14 protein-coding genes are annotated in these 13,421 nt (G+C 65.0%); 8 read left to right on the top strand and 6 right to left on the bottom strand.

Translation table 11 applies throughout. From position 1 onward, the window contains the following. Positions 1-84: 84 nt before the first annotated feature. A complete protein-coding gene (locus tag AC1DYL_RS10870; RefSeq protein WP_477149780.1) occupies positions 85-1,104 on the bottom strand; it encodes an RluA family pseudouridine synthase in 1,020 nt (339 codons plus the stop codon). Here AC1DYL_RS10870 and AC1DYL_RS10865 point away from each other — a divergent pair. After that, positions 1,103-1,453, top strand: coding sequence for a hypothetical protein (locus AC1DYL_RS10865; RefSeq protein ID WP_477173145.1), 351 nt, complete (start codon positions 1,103-1,105; stop codon positions 1,451-1,453). The two genes, AC1DYL_RS10870 and AC1DYL_RS10865, sit on opposite strands and share 2 nt — an antisense overlap. Before the next feature lie 6 nt (positions 1,454-1,459). Here AC1DYL_RS10865 and AC1DYL_RS10860 read toward each other — a convergent pair whose 3' ends face one another. Together AC1DYL_RS10860 and AC1DYL_RS10855 are read right to left on the bottom strand one after the other, a co-directional pair. Further along, positions 1,460-2,641: a hypothetical protein gene (locus tag AC1DYL_RS10860; protein WP_477157048.1), complete on the bottom strand. Its 1,182-nt coding sequence runs from the start codon at positions 2,639-2,641 to the stop codon at positions 1,460-1,462. A gap of 226 nt (positions 2,642-2,867) precedes the next feature. Further along, positions 2,868-3,458: a DUF1134 domain-containing protein gene (locus tag AC1DYL_RS10855; protein WP_477149777.1), complete on the bottom strand. Its 591-nt coding sequence runs from the start codon at positions 3,456-3,458 to the stop codon at positions 2,868-2,870. A 127-nt stretch (positions 3,459-3,585) separates the two neighbouring features. On the opposite strand from AC1DYL_RS10855, the gene AC1DYL_RS10850 reads away from it, so the two are divergent. Further along, entirely contained in the window at positions 3,586-4,152 is a 567-nt protein-coding gene (locus AC1DYL_RS10850; RefSeq protein WP_477173144.1) for a YHS domain-containing (seleno)protein, read from the top strand. Here AC1DYL_RS10850 and glf read toward each other — a convergent pair. Then, positions 4,149-5,315 carry a UDP-galactopyranose mutase gene (gene glf, locus AC1DYL_RS10845; RefSeq protein WP_477173143.1) on the bottom strand — a complete coding sequence of 389 codons (1,167 nt, stop codon included), beginning with the start codon at positions 5,313-5,315 and terminating at the stop codon, positions 4,149-4,151. The two genes, AC1DYL_RS10850 and glf, sit on opposite strands and share 4 nt — an antisense overlap. 70 nt (positions 5,316-5,385) lie before the next feature. Here glf and AC1DYL_RS10840 point away from each other — a divergent pair, with 70 nt between their 5' ends. The 3 genes from AC1DYL_RS10840 to AC1DYL_RS10830 all read left to right on the top strand — a co-directional run bounded on the left by AC1DYL_RS10840 (position 5,386) and on the right by AC1DYL_RS10830 (position 7,813). Then, positions 5,386-6,324 (top strand): DUF707 domain-containing protein, encoded by a 939-nt coding sequence (locus AC1DYL_RS10840; protein WP_477173142.1) that lies wholly within the window; start codon positions 5,386-5,388, stop codon positions 6,322-6,324. Positions 6,325-6,384: 60 nt separating this feature from the next. Further along, positions 6,385-7,059 carry a histidine phosphotransferase family protein gene (locus AC1DYL_RS10835; protein WP_477149774.1) on the top strand — a complete coding sequence of 225 codons (675 nt, stop codon included), beginning with the start codon at positions 6,385-6,387 and terminating at the stop codon, positions 7,057-7,059. Between the two features lie 373 nt (positions 7,060-7,432). Continuing rightward, positions 7,433-7,813 carry a response regulator gene (locus tag AC1DYL_RS10830; protein WP_477149773.1) on the top strand — a complete coding sequence of 127 codons (381 nt, stop codon included), beginning with the start codon at positions 7,433-7,435 and terminating at the stop codon, positions 7,811-7,813. Here AC1DYL_RS10830 and AC1DYL_RS10825 read toward each other — a convergent pair. Beyond that, the gene (locus AC1DYL_RS10825; RefSeq protein WP_477173141.1) at positions 7,732-8,139 is read right to left on the bottom strand and encodes a winged helix-turn-helix domain-containing protein; all 408 of its coding nucleotides are present in this window, start codon (positions 8,137-8,139) and stop codon (positions 7,732-7,734) included. The genes AC1DYL_RS10830 and AC1DYL_RS10825 overlap by 82 nt on opposite strands. 65 nt (positions 8,140-8,204) lie before the next feature. Between AC1DYL_RS10825 and AC1DYL_RS10820 the strand changes: the two genes are divergently transcribed. Continuing rightward, positions 8,205-9,863: an FAD-dependent oxidoreductase gene (locus tag AC1DYL_RS10820; RefSeq protein ID WP_477173140.1), complete on the top strand. Its 1,659-nt coding sequence runs from the start codon at positions 8,205-8,207 to the stop codon at positions 9,861-9,863. Here AC1DYL_RS10820 and AC1DYL_RS10815 read toward each other — a convergent pair. Then, positions 9,848-10,504, bottom strand: coding sequence for a TetR/AcrR family transcriptional regulator (locus tag AC1DYL_RS10815; protein WP_477173139.1), 657 nt, complete (start codon positions 10,502-10,504; stop codon positions 9,848-9,850). The two genes, AC1DYL_RS10820 and AC1DYL_RS10815, sit on opposite strands and share 16 nt — an antisense overlap. A 119-nt stretch (positions 10,505-10,623) precedes the next feature. Between AC1DYL_RS10815 and AC1DYL_RS10810 the strand changes: the two genes are divergently transcribed. Beyond that, positions 10,624-11,796 (top strand): HlyD family secretion protein, encoded by a 1,173-nt coding sequence (locus AC1DYL_RS10810; protein WP_477173138.1) that lies wholly within the window; start codon positions 10,624-10,626, stop codon positions 11,794-11,796. Between the two features lie 24 nt (positions 11,797-11,820). Further along, on the top strand, positions 11,821-13,407 hold the full coding sequence (locus tag AC1DYL_RS10805; protein WP_477173137.1) for a DHA2 family efflux MFS transporter permease subunit: 1,587 nt from the start codon (positions 11,821-11,823) through the stop codon (positions 13,405-13,407). Positions 13,408-13,421 lie beyond the last annotated feature (14 nt).

Genomic DNA, 13,421 nt, shown 5'->3' with positions numbered 1-13,421 from the left:
TATATAGGTCGAAAATGAGCCTTGATAAGGCCCACCAACCCTTGATGAGAACGTTGGTACGCCCCGAAGGTTGCGTGAACCTTGCTAGCGGGCGAAGGCCCGATCGAAAGGTTCGATGGCGGCCTCGAGCGCCTCAAGATCAGGCGGTAACGGGGCCTCGAATTGCATTTCCTCGCCCGTCACCGGGTGCTCGAAGCCGAGTTCAGCGGCGTGCAACGCCTGCCGCCCCAACGCGGCAACAGCCGCTTTGGCTGCATCGGGCAGGCGGTTGACCTTGGTGGCAAAGCCGGAGCCGTAGACAAGGTCGGCGACCAGCGGGTGGCCGATATGCGCCATGTGAACGCGGATCTGGTGGGTGCGTCCGGTCTCAAGTTCGCAGCGGATGCGGGTGATATCCCAGCCCTCGTCGCCGAAGCGGGCCTCGACCGCATAATGGGTGATGGCCTCGCGGCCGTCCTTGCGCACCGCCTGCTTCAGCCGGTTGTTCGGATCGCGGCCGAGTGGCGCCTCCACCGTCCCCGAGGCTTGCTGGGTGCGGCCCCAGGCAAAGGCCAGGTAGGCGCGGTGCAGCGGGCCGGTGCGCCCATGGTCGGCGAATTGCGCCGCGAGGTGGTTATGCGCCTGCTGGGTCTTGGCCGCGACCATCACGCCCGAGGTATCCTTGTCGAGGCGGTGGACGATGCCCGGCCGCTTGACGCCGCCGATGCCCTGCAGGCTGTCGCCGCAATGGTAGAGCAGGGCGTTGACCAGGGTTCCGCTGTAGTTGCCGGGCGCCGGGTGCACCACCAGGCCGACTGGCTTGTTGATGACGATGAGCTGGTCGTCCTCGTAGAGAATATCGAGCGGGATGTTCTCGGGGGTCGGGTCGGCCTCGATCGGCTCAGGCGCCAGGAGCGTGACTTCCTCGCCATCGCGCAGCTTGTATTTGGGCTCCGTAACCGTTCGCCCATTGATCACGACGCTGCCGGCCAGTATCAGGTCCTTGATCCGGTTGCGCGAGAAGACCGGCACGGCACGGGCGAGTGCGGCATCAAGCCGGCTGCCGGCGTCGGCGGCATCGACCAGCAACTGCCACTCCTGTTCCTCGCCGGAAATATCCTGCATGAGCGATCCTCAAGACAAACCCGAAACCACCCCGGAACTGACTCCGGAAGCGCGGGTGGTGCTGAACCGGGCGCGCAAGTCCTTCATGGTGTCGATCGGGCTATTGGTGGTCGGCCTTATCGCCATCGGCGGCGCGCTTGTCTACCGCGCATCGCAGAGCGACAGCAAAGCCGGCGGCGACTATGTCATCGCGGCGCTGAAAATCCCCACGGGCGGCGACGTCATCTCGGCCGTCGCGGCGGATGGCCGCGTCACCGTCACCTACAAGCTCGGCGCGATGACCAGCGTGCGCATCTTCGATGGCAAATCCGGCGAAATGATCCGCGAGATTCCCGTCGTCAGCGAGTAGCCGCCGCTAGTTGTCGTTCCGCAGTTCCTGCAGCGCCTTGAGGCGGTCGGAGACGGCCTGGCCCTCTGGGGCGTTGCCCTTCCGGGCATTGGGGCCGCGAACCGGGGCAGCTTCCGCCTCGGCGTCGACGAATTTCTGCATCCGCGCCGCGAGGCTCTCTTCCTCGTCCACTGGTCCGTTGCCCTCAAGGGCGTAGACGAGGCGGCTGACGTCCGAGGCGATGTCGTTGAGGCGCTCGCGCAGGTGCGACTGCTCGATGCGGTCGGTGTCCCAGTCGGCCATCACGGTGTCTTCGACGCTCGCCACCTTGGCGCGGAGCTTTTCCATTTCCTCTTCGAGGCCGAGCTTTTCGGCCAGCAGCATGTCGCGCTTTTCCTCGCCGTCGCCGACCAGCTTGGTGGTCTCGGCCAGCAGGGTCGAGACGCGGCTCTCGGCGTCGGCGATGCGCGCTTCGGCGGTCGCTAGCTCGGTCTGGGCGTCGGTGGCGGCATCGTCGCGCTTGGCGAGCTTCTCGCGAAGTTCCGTGGCCACGGCCTGCGCTTCACTGGCGCTCCTGCCGGAACTTTCCAGATTTTCGATGAGGGTGCGGTTCTGGGTTTCGAGGAACTCGGAGCGCTTCTTTTCGATCTCGAGGAACTGCAGCAACTCGTCGACGTCGGCATTGTAGTCGCCGCTGAGGGCCTTGCCTTCGAGGGCGAAGGGGCGCGGGGCGCTGCCGCGCAGGCTCTGGCGGGCGGCGTCGAGCTGGCTGGATTTCTCGCCCAACTCCCTGTCGCGCATACGCAGCTTCTGCGCGATATCGGCGCCTTCCTTCTCCAGTTCGAGGATGCGGCGGCGGGCTTCGGCCTCGCGCTCCTCGAGTTCGCGGACCACCTGCAGGTGGCTGTCGCGCTCGCCCTTGATGCCGCCGAGTTCGTTCTTCTTGCGATTGATGTCGCGCAGCTGATCGGAGAGGCGGCGGCGCAGGGCCTCGACGTTCATCTCCAAGCGTCTGGTGGACAAGGCGAATTCGGCGCGGAGCTGGTCCTTGTCAGCGCGGAACTCGGCCATGGTCATGGGCGTCGCGGCTTCGATGCGCTTCTTGGTGAGGCGCACAGCACGGCGCCACACGGCGGGCAGGATGATCAACGCCAACAGCCCGGCCACGAGCAGGCCGAGCACAAAATACATAACGTTTTCAATGACCATAACTCAACTCCGCCACCGGCACGCGCGGTCCCGGGTTTTCGTGCACCACCAGGATCGCAGCAATGGCCGCCCCCGGCCATGCTTGTCAGGTCGTAACCTTACCGGAAGTCGGGGACGCGGTCACGATGAGCCTAGCACGGAAACGACACCGATCCGACACGCTCGCGCCGCCGCGATGAACGGCGGCTGAACGTATCCTGAAGGGTTTTTGCGTGGTTTTCGGCCCTCAGAAGGGGTTCCAGGTCGGTTCCTGGGTGAACTTCAGGTAGCCGACATTGATGCCGAGGCGGGCGCCGACACCGGAGCGGATCGGCACCATCACCACGTCGCCGTACTTGATCACGGTCATGCCGAGGCCGCCGACCACATAGGCGGAGCCGTCGACGCCGGGATAGCGGCCGTAGACGTCGGAGACCGTGTTGAGGTTATAGACCAGCATCATCACCTTGGAGCCGTCGCCGCCGAAATCGAGGCCGACCGTCGGGCCCTGCCAGAAGACCGGGTGCTCGCCCTGGTTGCGGGTATACATGGTGCCCTCGCCGTAGCGGGCGCCGGCGAAGATGGCGCCGCCGGCTTCCTCGCCAAGGATGTAGGCGTTGGGCAGGCCGAACTGGCTGACGGCGCGCTCGACCAGCGAGGCAAGACCCTGGGCCACGGAGCCGAAGAACTGACCGCCGGTAGCAACCAGCTCGTCACCTGAATAGGTATCGGAGACCGAGCCTTCCTGCGCCTGGCTGAAGGTCGGCGCGAGCACCAACGTCGCCGCGGTCAGCGCGACGAAGGCGGCGAGGATAAGGTAGACCATGCGGTTGAGCATGAAGGGAACTCCGGGGGCTTAATTCGAGCGGCAGTCCATTTACGCGGTACTTACCATGACGACGCTAAGGTTCAGCGCATCCGGTCTGCCTGAGGAGACCTCAAGCTAGGCCTTCATGGCGGCAATGATGCGGCAAAAGCGTAAACAAAACTTAACCATAACCGGGCTTCTTGCAGTCATCTGGCTGGCGGCTGGGCTCTGTTTCAGCCTGCCCGCGAGCGCCGCGGCGCTGGTCACCGCGATCGTCACCGACCCGCTGACCGGAGTGGCGCTCGAAGGGTATGATCCGGTGAGCTATTTCACCGAGCCCGATCCGGTGCCGGGGCTGCCGGATTTCGAGTACCAGTGGGGCGGGGTGCCCTGGTATTTCGCCACGGCGGCGAACCGCGACGTGTTCATGCGCAACCCCGAAATCTACGCCCCGCAGTTCGGCGGCCACTGTGCCACCAGCCTCAGCCGCGGCTATCTCTCGGACGGCAAGCCACGGCTCTACGCCATCGTCGGGATGAAGCTCTACCTGTTCTACTCTGTCGCCAACCGCGAGGCGTTCTTCCAGAGCGAGGAGACCTCGCTGCGCAGCGCCGAAAGCGGCTGGATGCAGCTCAAAGGCACGCTGACGGGCGAAGAGGGCAGCGTCGCCGAGGCGGTGGGCAAAGCCGCCGATGTCGAGGCGGCCGAGCAGGCCGCGCCTTAGCTTGTTGCCATGGCTCGGGCTGGCCAATGGCGGGCGGCAAGGGTCTTCCAGTCGCGCAGGGCCAGCGAGATGGCCTGATGCATGTCGAGATAGGTGTATGAGCCGAGCCGGCCGCCAAACCAGACATTGGGCAGGGCTGCGGCCCTGACGCGATAGTTCTGAAGCCGCGCGCGGTCGGCGGCCGTGTCGATGGGGTAGAACGGTTCGTCGTCACGGCCGGCCGAGTGTGCGTACTCCCGGACAATCACCGTTCGATCCTCGGGATAGGCCCGTTCGGGATGCATGTGGCGATACTCGGCGACGCGGGTATAGGGGATTTCGGCGTCGGCATAGTTGATCACCGCGGTGCCCTGATGATCGCCAGTCGGCAACACCTCCTGCTCGAAGCGCAGGGTGCGCCAACCCAGGATGCCATCGGCGTAGTCGAAATAGCGATCGATGGCACCGGTATAGACGACCGGCAGATCGGGCCGGGCCAGCTGGCGTAACTCCAGCCAGTCCGCGTCCAGCACGATGTCGATGAGCGGGTGGGCCAGCATGCGGGCAAAGACCGCGGCGTAGCCATTGAGGGGCAGGCCCTGGAACCGATCGTTGAAATAGCGCGAGTCGAAGGTGTAGCGGACCGGCAGACGCGCGATGATGCTGGGGGGCAGCTCCCGTGGATCGGTCTGCCATTGCTTGGCCGTGTAGCCGCGGATGAAGGCCTCGTAGAGCGGGCGGCCGATCAATGAGATGGCCTTCTCCTCGAGGTTGGTGGGCTGCCGATCGCCGAGTTCGGCGGCTTGTTCGGCAATCAACTGCCGTGCGGCATCGGGCGTGAGATGGCGGCCGAAGAACTGGCAGATGGTCGCCAGATTGATCGGCAGGGGGAAGACCTGGCCGCGATGCATGCTCCAGCCGCGATACTGGAAGCTGTTGAAGCCGGTGAAGCGGTTCAGGTAGGTCCAGACCGCCTCGTTGGGGGTGTGAAAGAAGTGTGGCCCATAGCGGTGTACCTCGATGCCGGTCGCCGGGTCGGGTTCGGAATAGGCGTTGCCGCCCACATGCGAGCGCCGGTCGAGCACCAGGACGCGCAGCCCTGATGCCGCCGCCTGCTCGGCGATCGTCGCTCCGTAAAAGCCGGCGCCAACCACGACTAGATCGGCACTGTTCAAGCTATCCATAGTAATCCCAAGTTGCGGCGCTTCGCGTGAACATGCATAGCGTAACTCAGTGGAGTTGCAGCGAGAAATCATGTCGTCGGGTCGCCGGTTTGTCGTCATCGTCCGCGCCGGAGAAAAGAGCCTGCACGCGAGCTGGCTGCGGGGCGGGGAGCGGAACTGGGACCTTATCGTGTCCTGGTATGGCGACGCGCCTTACCGGCCGGTCGCCGACGAGCGGGTGCTGGTGCAGAAGGGCGGCAAATGGGACGTGCTCGCGGAGCACTACGCGGCCGAGCCGGGCTTGATCGAGGCATACGACTACCATCTGCTGATCGACGACGACATCGCTACCGACAGCGCGGCAATCAGCCAGCTGTTCCTCATGACCGCTCGGCATGGGCTGGAGATCAGCCAGCCGGCGCTGACGCCGGACAGCTATTTCTCACACCTGCATACGTTGCAGGCCGCCTCTTTCCAGCTGCGCTACACTAATTTCGTGGAAGTAATGGCGCCGTGCCTGTCGCGAGCGGCGGTGCGGCGAATCCTGCCCTTGATGCCACAAACGCCGACCGGTGACGGACTCGACTATGTCTGGGGTCGACTGGAGGCCGACAACAGGCACCGCTGCGCCATTATCGATGCGGTGCCTATGCGCCATACCCGGCCGATCGGGCGTTTTCTAAGTGACCGAATGAAGGCGGCCGGGCTAGATCCGATGGCGTATCGCGACGCCTTGCCGGCACGGTTCGGGGTCGATCGCCACCAGCACGAGTTCCGTTGCTATGCCGGGATCAGCAGGTCGGGCAAGGCCCGCAACCTGGCGCAGACGTGGCGGCACATGCTGCTCGACCAGGCGCGGACTCTGCCCAAATGGCGTGACGACCGCCGACTGCGGACGCTGGTGCGTGGCTTTATCCGTGACCGGAAACCGGCCGGCCTGGAGCAGGTATTCTCGCTCTACGAGGGGCCACTGCGGTTCGACGCAGGTCGCGCCATTGCGGCGGCGGCGGAGTCGATCGGGACCCCCTAGGGCTGCTGCGTCCTTGCGGTTACGCTACGCCAAATTGATTCGACGGCAAGGACCTTACGAATGGCGGAATTCATCGAGCTCAAGGCGACCGATCTCGCGGCGATGCTGTGTTCTCGGGTCTGCCATGACCTGATCAACCCGGTGGGCGCGATCGGGAACGGGCTTGAGGTGCTGGCCGACCCGACCCAGGCGGCGATGGCCGATGGGGCGCAGGAGCTGATTGCCAGCGCCGCCAAGCAGGCCCGGGCGAAGCTGGAGTTCGCACGGCTGGCCTATGGCGCCTCGTCGACGGCGGGCACGGATTTCGACACCCGCGAGTGCGAGCGGGTGGCGCGGATTTATTTCGAGATCGAGAAGGCCGATCTCGACTGGCAGGTGCCGCTGATCCTGTTGCCCAAGCACAAGGCCAAGCTGTTCATGAACATGCTGCTGATCGCCGCCATGGCGGTGCCGCGCGGCGGCGTGGTGACGGCCAAGATCGAGGGCAGCGCGGGCGCCGAGGTGTTCACCTTGCTCTCGAAATCCGACCCCGAGAAGCGGCAGAAGACGCTGATGCCGTCGGGCGCCGAAGGGCTGCTGTTCGGCTCGCCCGAGGGTGGCGTCGATGCGCGCGGCATTCAGCCATTCTACACCGGCATCCTGGCGCGGATGACCGATATGGAGCTCAAGATCGGCATCGAGAACGACGTGTTCGAGTTTTCGGCGACCCCGAAGGCCGTAGCCGCCGCCGCCTGACCCATCCCAGGATGGCCGCCTTCAGCAGACGGTTCGCGGATTTCGGCAATTGCACTTCTCGCGCTGCAATCGGATTGCGGGCGGCATTTGTGCTGCGCAAGTTTTGAGCGGCGCCGAGACTGTCGAATTGCGCGCTGGCCAAACAGGCAAAGCCGGCATTGCTGGAAAAAACTCTCCCGATGGGGAGAAGGGTTCAAGTTTCGCTAACCATTCGTAGGGAGATTTGCGGGATAGTGTGCACTGGCGACCAACGTCGGACGATTGCTGCCGGAAGCGATTTGGCAAGGCAGATCAGGACGGTGACGGTCGCGCAGCGAAGGGGAGGGGCCTTGCGGCCGTTCATCTTCGTGCACTTGGGTCGGAGAGATGCGTCATGAAATCCTGCCTCGTGGTCGATGATTCCAGCGTGGTGCGCAAAGTGGCGCGCCGCATCCTGGAGGATCTCGACTACATTGTTGACGAGGCCGAGGACGGGCAGGAAGCCTTCGACAAGTGCCGGCAGGAGATGCCGGATGCAATCCTGCTCGATTGGCAGATGCCGGTCATGAGCGGGCTCGAGTTCCTCAAGCTGTTGCGCGGCTATGTCGGCGGGCAGGCCCCACGCGTCGTTTACATGGTCACCGAGAACGATATCGGGCAGATCGCGCTGGCGCTGAAGGCTGGGGTGAACGACTACATGATGAAGCCGTTCGAGCGCGACCATCTCGAAGGCAAGTTCACCGAGGTCCCGGCCGACCGCGTCAGCGTCGCCTGAGCCGGGTCACGTTTCCGGGTTGCGCCGGGTCGGGCGCCCAGTTCCTTGCGCAAGGCGGCGATCTGGACGGCGATGTTGCCTTCTTCGACGATGACGCCGGGCCAGACCCGCGCCATCATCTCGGGCTTGGTGACGATTTCGCCTCTTGCCTCGAGCATGGTTTCGAGCATCAGGAGGGCACGATGCCCGATGGGGACCGGCTTGCCGTCGCGCCGCAGTTCGCGGCCCGGCGTCAGAACAAACGGGCCGAATGTGTGCCGTGCCTCGTCCATGGCTGCCGTTGTACATCGAACGGCAAGTCTTTCGTAGTCGCGCGGCCCTTTCATTTGTAGGGCACCGGGAAACTCGCTAGCACTACTGCCGGGCGTAACTCCGGACGGGATATCCATTGATGCTGACGACGCAGGACTTGGCGGCGGTACCGATGTTCTCGCCGGAGCCAGAGCCGGTGTTGCGCGAATTGCTGCGCGGCTCGGGGGATATCCAGCTGGGGCGCGGCGAGTTCTTCGTGCACGAAGGCGATGAGCCGATGCTGTTTACGGTGCTTTCGGGCAAGCTCGAGGTGATCAAGCGGGTCGACGGGATCGAGCGCAAGATCGGCGAGCGCCTGCCGGGGGCGTTTCTGGGCGAAGTGCCGCTGATCTACGGCACGCCGTTCCAGGCAGGCGGGCGGGCGGTGGAGGCGTCACGAGTGGCGCGCATCGATCCACGGCAGTTCCACGCCGCGGCGGCGCTGTCGCCGGAGCTGGCGCGGCGGATGGGCGAGCTGGCGCGGGAGCGGGTCGGCGGGCTGCAGTCCATCATGGCCAACGCGCGCCGCAGCAAAGTGGTGATCGTGGGCGAGCGGTGGGACCCCGAATGCCTGGCGCTGCGGCGGTTCCTCGCCAGCAACCGGATCATCTTCGACGCTTTCAACCCGGATGCACCGGAACTGGCGGGGCGCTGGGTCGGCGAGCTGCCGACATTGCTGCCGACGGTACAGATCACCGATGGTCCGACGCTGGCAAGGCCGCAACTACGGCAACTGGCGGAGGCGCTTGATCTCGACACGCGGGCACGGGCCGACACCTATGACACGGTGATCGTGGGCGGAGGGCCGGCCGGGCTGGCTGCCGCGGTGTATGGCGCGTCCGAGGGCCTCAAGACCCTGGTGATCGAACGCGAAGCGCCGGGCGGGCAGGCGGGGACGTCGTCGCGGATCGAGAACTACCTGGGGTTCCCGGGCGGCATATCGGGCGATGAACTGGCGAGCCGGGCGCTGCAACAGGCGAAACGGCTGGGCGCCGAGGTGGTTATCACCCGGCAGATCGACCGCATCGATCCGGTAGGCCGCACGATCGAGCTGGATGGCGGCGAGCGGATCACCGCTAGAACCATCATCCTCGCGACTGGCGTGAGCTGGCGGCGCGTTGCGATCGAGGGGTTCGACCGGCTGATCGGCAAGGGCATCTACTATGGCGCGGCGCGCAGCGAGGCGAGCACCACGCAGGGTCTCGATATCCACCTGATCGGGGCGGGCAACTCGGCCGGGCAGGCGGCGATGTTCTTTGCCAACCACGCGCGGACGGTGACCCTGCTGGTGCGCGGGGACTCGCTCGAAAAGAGCATGTCGCAATACCTGATCGGCCAGGTGCGCAGCAAAGACAACATCAAGGTGGCGCTCTACAGCGAAGTGCAGGCAACGCATGGCGAGGGCCATCTCGATGCCGTCGACATCATCGACCTCAAAAGCGGCGCGGCGCGGCGCGAGGAGAGTGCCGGGCTGTTCGTCTTCATCGGCGCCGACGCCGAAACAGAATGGCTGCCAACCGATGTGGCACGCGACGCACGCGGCTATGTGCTGACCGGGGAGGACCTGAAGAAGGTAGGGCGCTGGTCCGAAGAGCGCGACCCCTATCTGCTCGAGACCAGCGTGCCGGGGATCTTCGCCTGCGGCGACGTGCGGCTCAGTCCGGTAAAGCGCGTGGCGGCCGCGGTGGGCGAAGGCAGCATGGCGATCGCCTTTGTGCACCAGTATTTGGCGCGGCTGGCGGCTCAGTCGGCGCCGTAGCTCTTCATGAACATGGCGACGCCGCTGGCGACGACACGCTCGATCTGCGGCAGCGGCATCGGCTCAGGCAGGTTGCCGAACAGGCGGCGCTTGTAGACCGAGGCCATGGAGAGCTCGAGGAACTGTCGCGAGGCGAGGTCGGTGTCGGTAATGTTCAGTTCGCCGGCGGCGACCCTGGCGTCGAGGTATTCCTGCAGGATGTGGTGGGCGGAAAAGGAATCGCCGGTGAAGAAGCGGGCGGCGACTTCGGGCATGCGCTCGGCGACCCCGAGCACCATGCGCTGGGCGCGAATGACCTCCTCGGAGGTGAGGCGGGTGGTGACGTAGACACCGAAGCGCTGCAGCGCCTCTCGGACAGTACCGCCGGCTTCGAGCTGAGTCTTGGCCGCGGCCATCACAGCTGATTTCTCGCGGTCGATGAGGGCCTTGAACAGATCTTCCTTGTCCTCGAAGTAGACGTAGAGCGTGCCCTTCGAGACTCCGGCTTCGCTGGTGATCTCGTTCATGCTGGCAGCCTCGAAACCGAGGCTTAGGAAACAGCGCTTGGCGCCATCGAGGATCTGAGCGCGCTTGGTCGGATCCTGACCGGCGGCGCGGCGTCCGCTGCGCTCCTCCGACTTGCCGTCCTCCGGAATCTGCATGGCTGCACTCCAAATTTGTTCGAACCACTCGGTTCGATTTCACTTGATATGGCGCATCGACAGGTCTATGTCAATCGAACCGAACGGTTCAGTTCAATTCAGATGCGCCGGAGGGCCAGATGGCTCAGCCTGAGAATTCCGAGAAGATCCGCCCCTTTCCCAAGGCGCCGACGACGGCCGAAGCACCGGTGACCGAGCCGATTGTGCCGGCCAACGATGTCGAGCTCAAGCCGGCAGCAAAGAAGCAGTCGCGGCGGCCGATGATTTTCGCCGGGATTGGTCTGGTGGCACTGCTGGCGGGCGGCTGGGTCGGCTATGACTGGTGGGCAACCGGGCGCTTCATGGTGTCGACGGATGATGCCTATATCGGCGGCGACATCGCGACGATCTCGTCGAAGCTTGCGGGCTATGTGGCCAAGGTCGATGCGGTGGCGAACCAGCGGGTTAAGGCCGGCGATCCGCTGATCACGCTCGACGATGGCGACTATCGCATCGCCCGTGACCAGGCATTGGCGCAGATCGAGACGCAAAAGCTGACGCTAAGCCGTATCGACGCGCAGGTTACCGGCGCCGAGGCGACGGTGGCGCAGGCCAAGGCGCAGAAGCTGGCGCTGGAAGCGGCGCAGAAGAACGCGGCGTTGAGCCAGGCGCGGGCCGCCGAACTTGCCAAGGGCGCGATCGGCTCGCAGGCGGATCTCGACAAGGCCAACGCGGCGCTCGACCAGGCCAATGCCAACCTCGTCGCTGCCGACGCACAGATTGCGGCGGCGGAAGCCAATATCGCGGTTCTGAAGGGGCAGCACGCCGAGGCCGAGGGCCAGCTCAAGACGTTGGGCCTCGCCCGTGACAAGGCGGAACGCGACCTGAACTTCACGGTGCTGCGCGCGCCCTATGACGGGGTGGTGGGCAATCTCGCGGTGCAGACGGGCGACCTCGTGAGCGCCGGCATGCGGCTCGCGGCACTGGTGCCGACCGAGGCGCTCTATGTCGATGCGAACTTCAAGGAGACCCAGCTCAAGAAGCTGGTCCCCGGCGAGAAGGTGAAGATCAAGGTCGATGCGCTCGAGGGCGATGCCATCGAGGGAACGATCGAGTCGATCTCGCCTGCCTCGGGCTCGGTGTTCTCGTTGCTGCCGGCGGAAAATGCGACCGGCAATTTCACCAAGGTGGTGCAGCGCGTGCCGGTGCGGATCGCCATTCCGGCCGCCGAGCTGGCGACGGGCAAACTGCGTGCGGGTCTCAGCGTGGTGGTTGAGGCCGATACGCGGACGGCGCCGGCCGTGGCGAACTAGAACCGCTGGCGGCAGGAGGATCTGATGGCCGATGCAGCTGTTTTGACGGGCGCTCTACCCGCCGCGCCTAGCGCCGACGCGATGCCGGTGCGCCGGATCGTGGCGTTCTTCTTCATGGTCGTGGGGATGTTCATGGCCATCCTCGACATCCAGGTGGTGTCGTCGTCGCTGGCCGACATCCAGGCCGGCCTCAGCGCGGGTTCGGACGAGATCGGCTGGGTGCAGACCGCCTATCTGATTGCCGAAGTGATCATGATCCCGTTGTCGGGGATGCTGGCCCGCATCCTATCGACCAGGGTGCTGTTTGCGATCGCTGCGGCCGGCTTCACAGCAGCAAGCGCGCTTTGCGCCACGGCCACCAATATTGACCAGATGATCGTCTACCGTGCGCTGCAGGGCTTTATCGGCGGGGCGATGATCCCGTCGGTGTTCGCGGTGGCGTTCACGATCTTTCCGCCCGCCAAGCGTGCCATCGTCTCGCCGATCATCGGTTTGGTTGCGACCTTGGCTCCCACTATCGGGCCGACCGTCGGCGGCTATCTGACCAGCGCGCTCAGCTGGCACTGGCTGTTCCTGATCAACGTGGGGCCCGGCATTGTCGTCGCCATTGCGACCTGGATGCTGATCGACTTCGACAAGCCTGAGAAGGGGCTGTTCGCCAGCTTCGACTGGTGGGGCCTGCTCGGCCTCGCGGGGTTCCTCGGCGCAATGGAATACGTGCTGGAAGAAGGCCCCAACAACGACTGGCTGGCCGACCAGAGCGTGCTGCTGTGCGCCATCGTCATGGTGCTGGGGGGCGTGCTGTTCTTCTGGCGGGCATTCACGGCCAAGTCGCCGATCGTCGACCTCAGCGCCTTCGGCAACATCAACTTCACGTTCGGCTCGCTGTTCTCGTTCGTGCTCGGAGTGGGGCTCTATGGCCTCACCTTCCTCTACCCTGTGTTCCTAGGCCGCATCCGCGGCTACGACTCGATGATGATCGGCGAGACGCTATTCATCTCGGGGCTTGCGATGTTCCTTACCGCCCCGGTCGCCGGAGCGCTGTCGGCGCGGTTCGACCTCCGCTACATGCTGATGTTCGGCTTCCTGATCTTTGCCGGCGGCACTTTCATGTCTGCCCAGATCACCGCCGATTGGAGCTTTGACCAACTGCTGTTCCCGCAGATCTTCCGCGGCGTCGGGATGATGCTGTGCATGGTGTCGATCAACAACCTGGCGCTGGGCACGCTGCCGCCGCAGAAGATGAAGGGCGCCTCGGGGCTGTTCAACCTGACGCGCAATCTCGGCGGCGCGGTGGGGCTGGCGCTGATCAACACGGTGTTGACCAACCGCACGGCGCTCCACACCGAGCGCCTTGCCGAGCACGTCAACTGGAACAACCCGGCGGCAGTCGACCAGGTGAACTCGATGACACAGAATTTCAACGCGAGCGGGCTGGACGGGGCGACGGCGGCGATCAAGCAGCTGACCCGCATGGTGCAGCAGCAGGCGTATGTGCTGAGCTTCGTCGATGTGTTCCTGCTGCTCACCGGGCTGTTCGGCATCCTGGCGTTCGGCGCGGTGCTGATGCAGAAGCCGGGCAAGGCCGCGGCCGGGGCAGGCGGGCACTAGGCCCCCGCAGAAGC

It is taken from the genome of Devosia sp. P1_H9 (assembly GCF_056405135.1).
This window is presented reverse-complemented; position numbering and strand designations above follow the sequence as displayed.

Bases quoted from the DNA above. Each gene is read 5' to 3' on its own strand.
- glf (WP_477173143.1), bottom strand. From the start codon at position 5,315: ATGGATAGCTTGAACAGTGCCGATCTAGTCGTGGTTGGCGCCGGCTTT.
- AC1DYL_RS10850 (WP_477173144.1), top strand. From the start codon at position 3,586: ATGCGGCAAAAGCGTAAACAAAACTTAACCATAACCGGGCTTCTTGCA.
- AC1DYL_RS10870 (WP_477149780.1), bottom strand. From the start codon at position 1,104: ATGCAGGATATTTCCGGCGAGGAACAGGAGTGGCAGTTGCTGGTCGAT.
- AC1DYL_RS10835 (WP_477149774.1), top strand. From the start codon at position 6,385: ATGGCGGAATTCATCGAGCTCAAGGCGACCGATCTCGCGGCGATGCTG.
- AC1DYL_RS10815 (WP_477173139.1), bottom strand. From the start codon at position 10,504: ATGCAGATTCCGGAGGACGGCAAGTCGGAGGAGCGCAGCGGACGCCGC.
- AC1DYL_RS10810 (WP_477173138.1), top strand. From the start codon at position 10,624: ATGGCTCAGCCTGAGAATTCCGAGAAGATCCGCCCCTTTCCCAAGGCG.
- AC1DYL_RS10840 (WP_477173142.1), top strand. From the start codon at position 5,386: ATGTCGTCGGGTCGCCGGTTTGTCGTCATCGTCCGCGCCGGAGAAAAG.
- AC1DYL_RS10865 (WP_477173145.1), top strand. From the start codon at position 1,103: ATGAGCGATCCTCAAGACAAACCCGAAACCACCCCGGAACTGACTCCG.
- AC1DYL_RS10860 (WP_477157048.1), bottom strand. From the start codon at position 2,641: ATGGTCATTGAAAACGTTATGTATTTTGTGCTCGGCCTGCTCGTGGCC.
- AC1DYL_RS10825 (WP_477173141.1), bottom strand. From the start codon at position 8,139: ATGAAAGGGCCGCGCGACTACGAAAGACTTGCCGTTCGATGTACAACG.
- AC1DYL_RS10805 (WP_477173137.1), top strand. From the start codon at position 11,821: ATGGCCGATGCAGCTGTTTTGACGGGCGCTCTACCCGCCGCGCCTAGC.
- AC1DYL_RS10820 (WP_477173140.1), top strand. From the start codon at position 8,205: ATGCTGACGACGCAGGACTTGGCGGCGGTACCGATGTTCTCGCCGGAG.
- AC1DYL_RS10830 (WP_477149773.1), top strand. From the start codon at position 7,433: ATGAAATCCTGCCTCGTGGTCGATGATTCCAGCGTGGTGCGCAAAGTG.
- AC1DYL_RS10855 (WP_477149777.1), bottom strand. From the start codon at position 3,458: ATGCTCAACCGCATGGTCTACCTTATCCTCGCCGCCTTCGTCGCGCTG.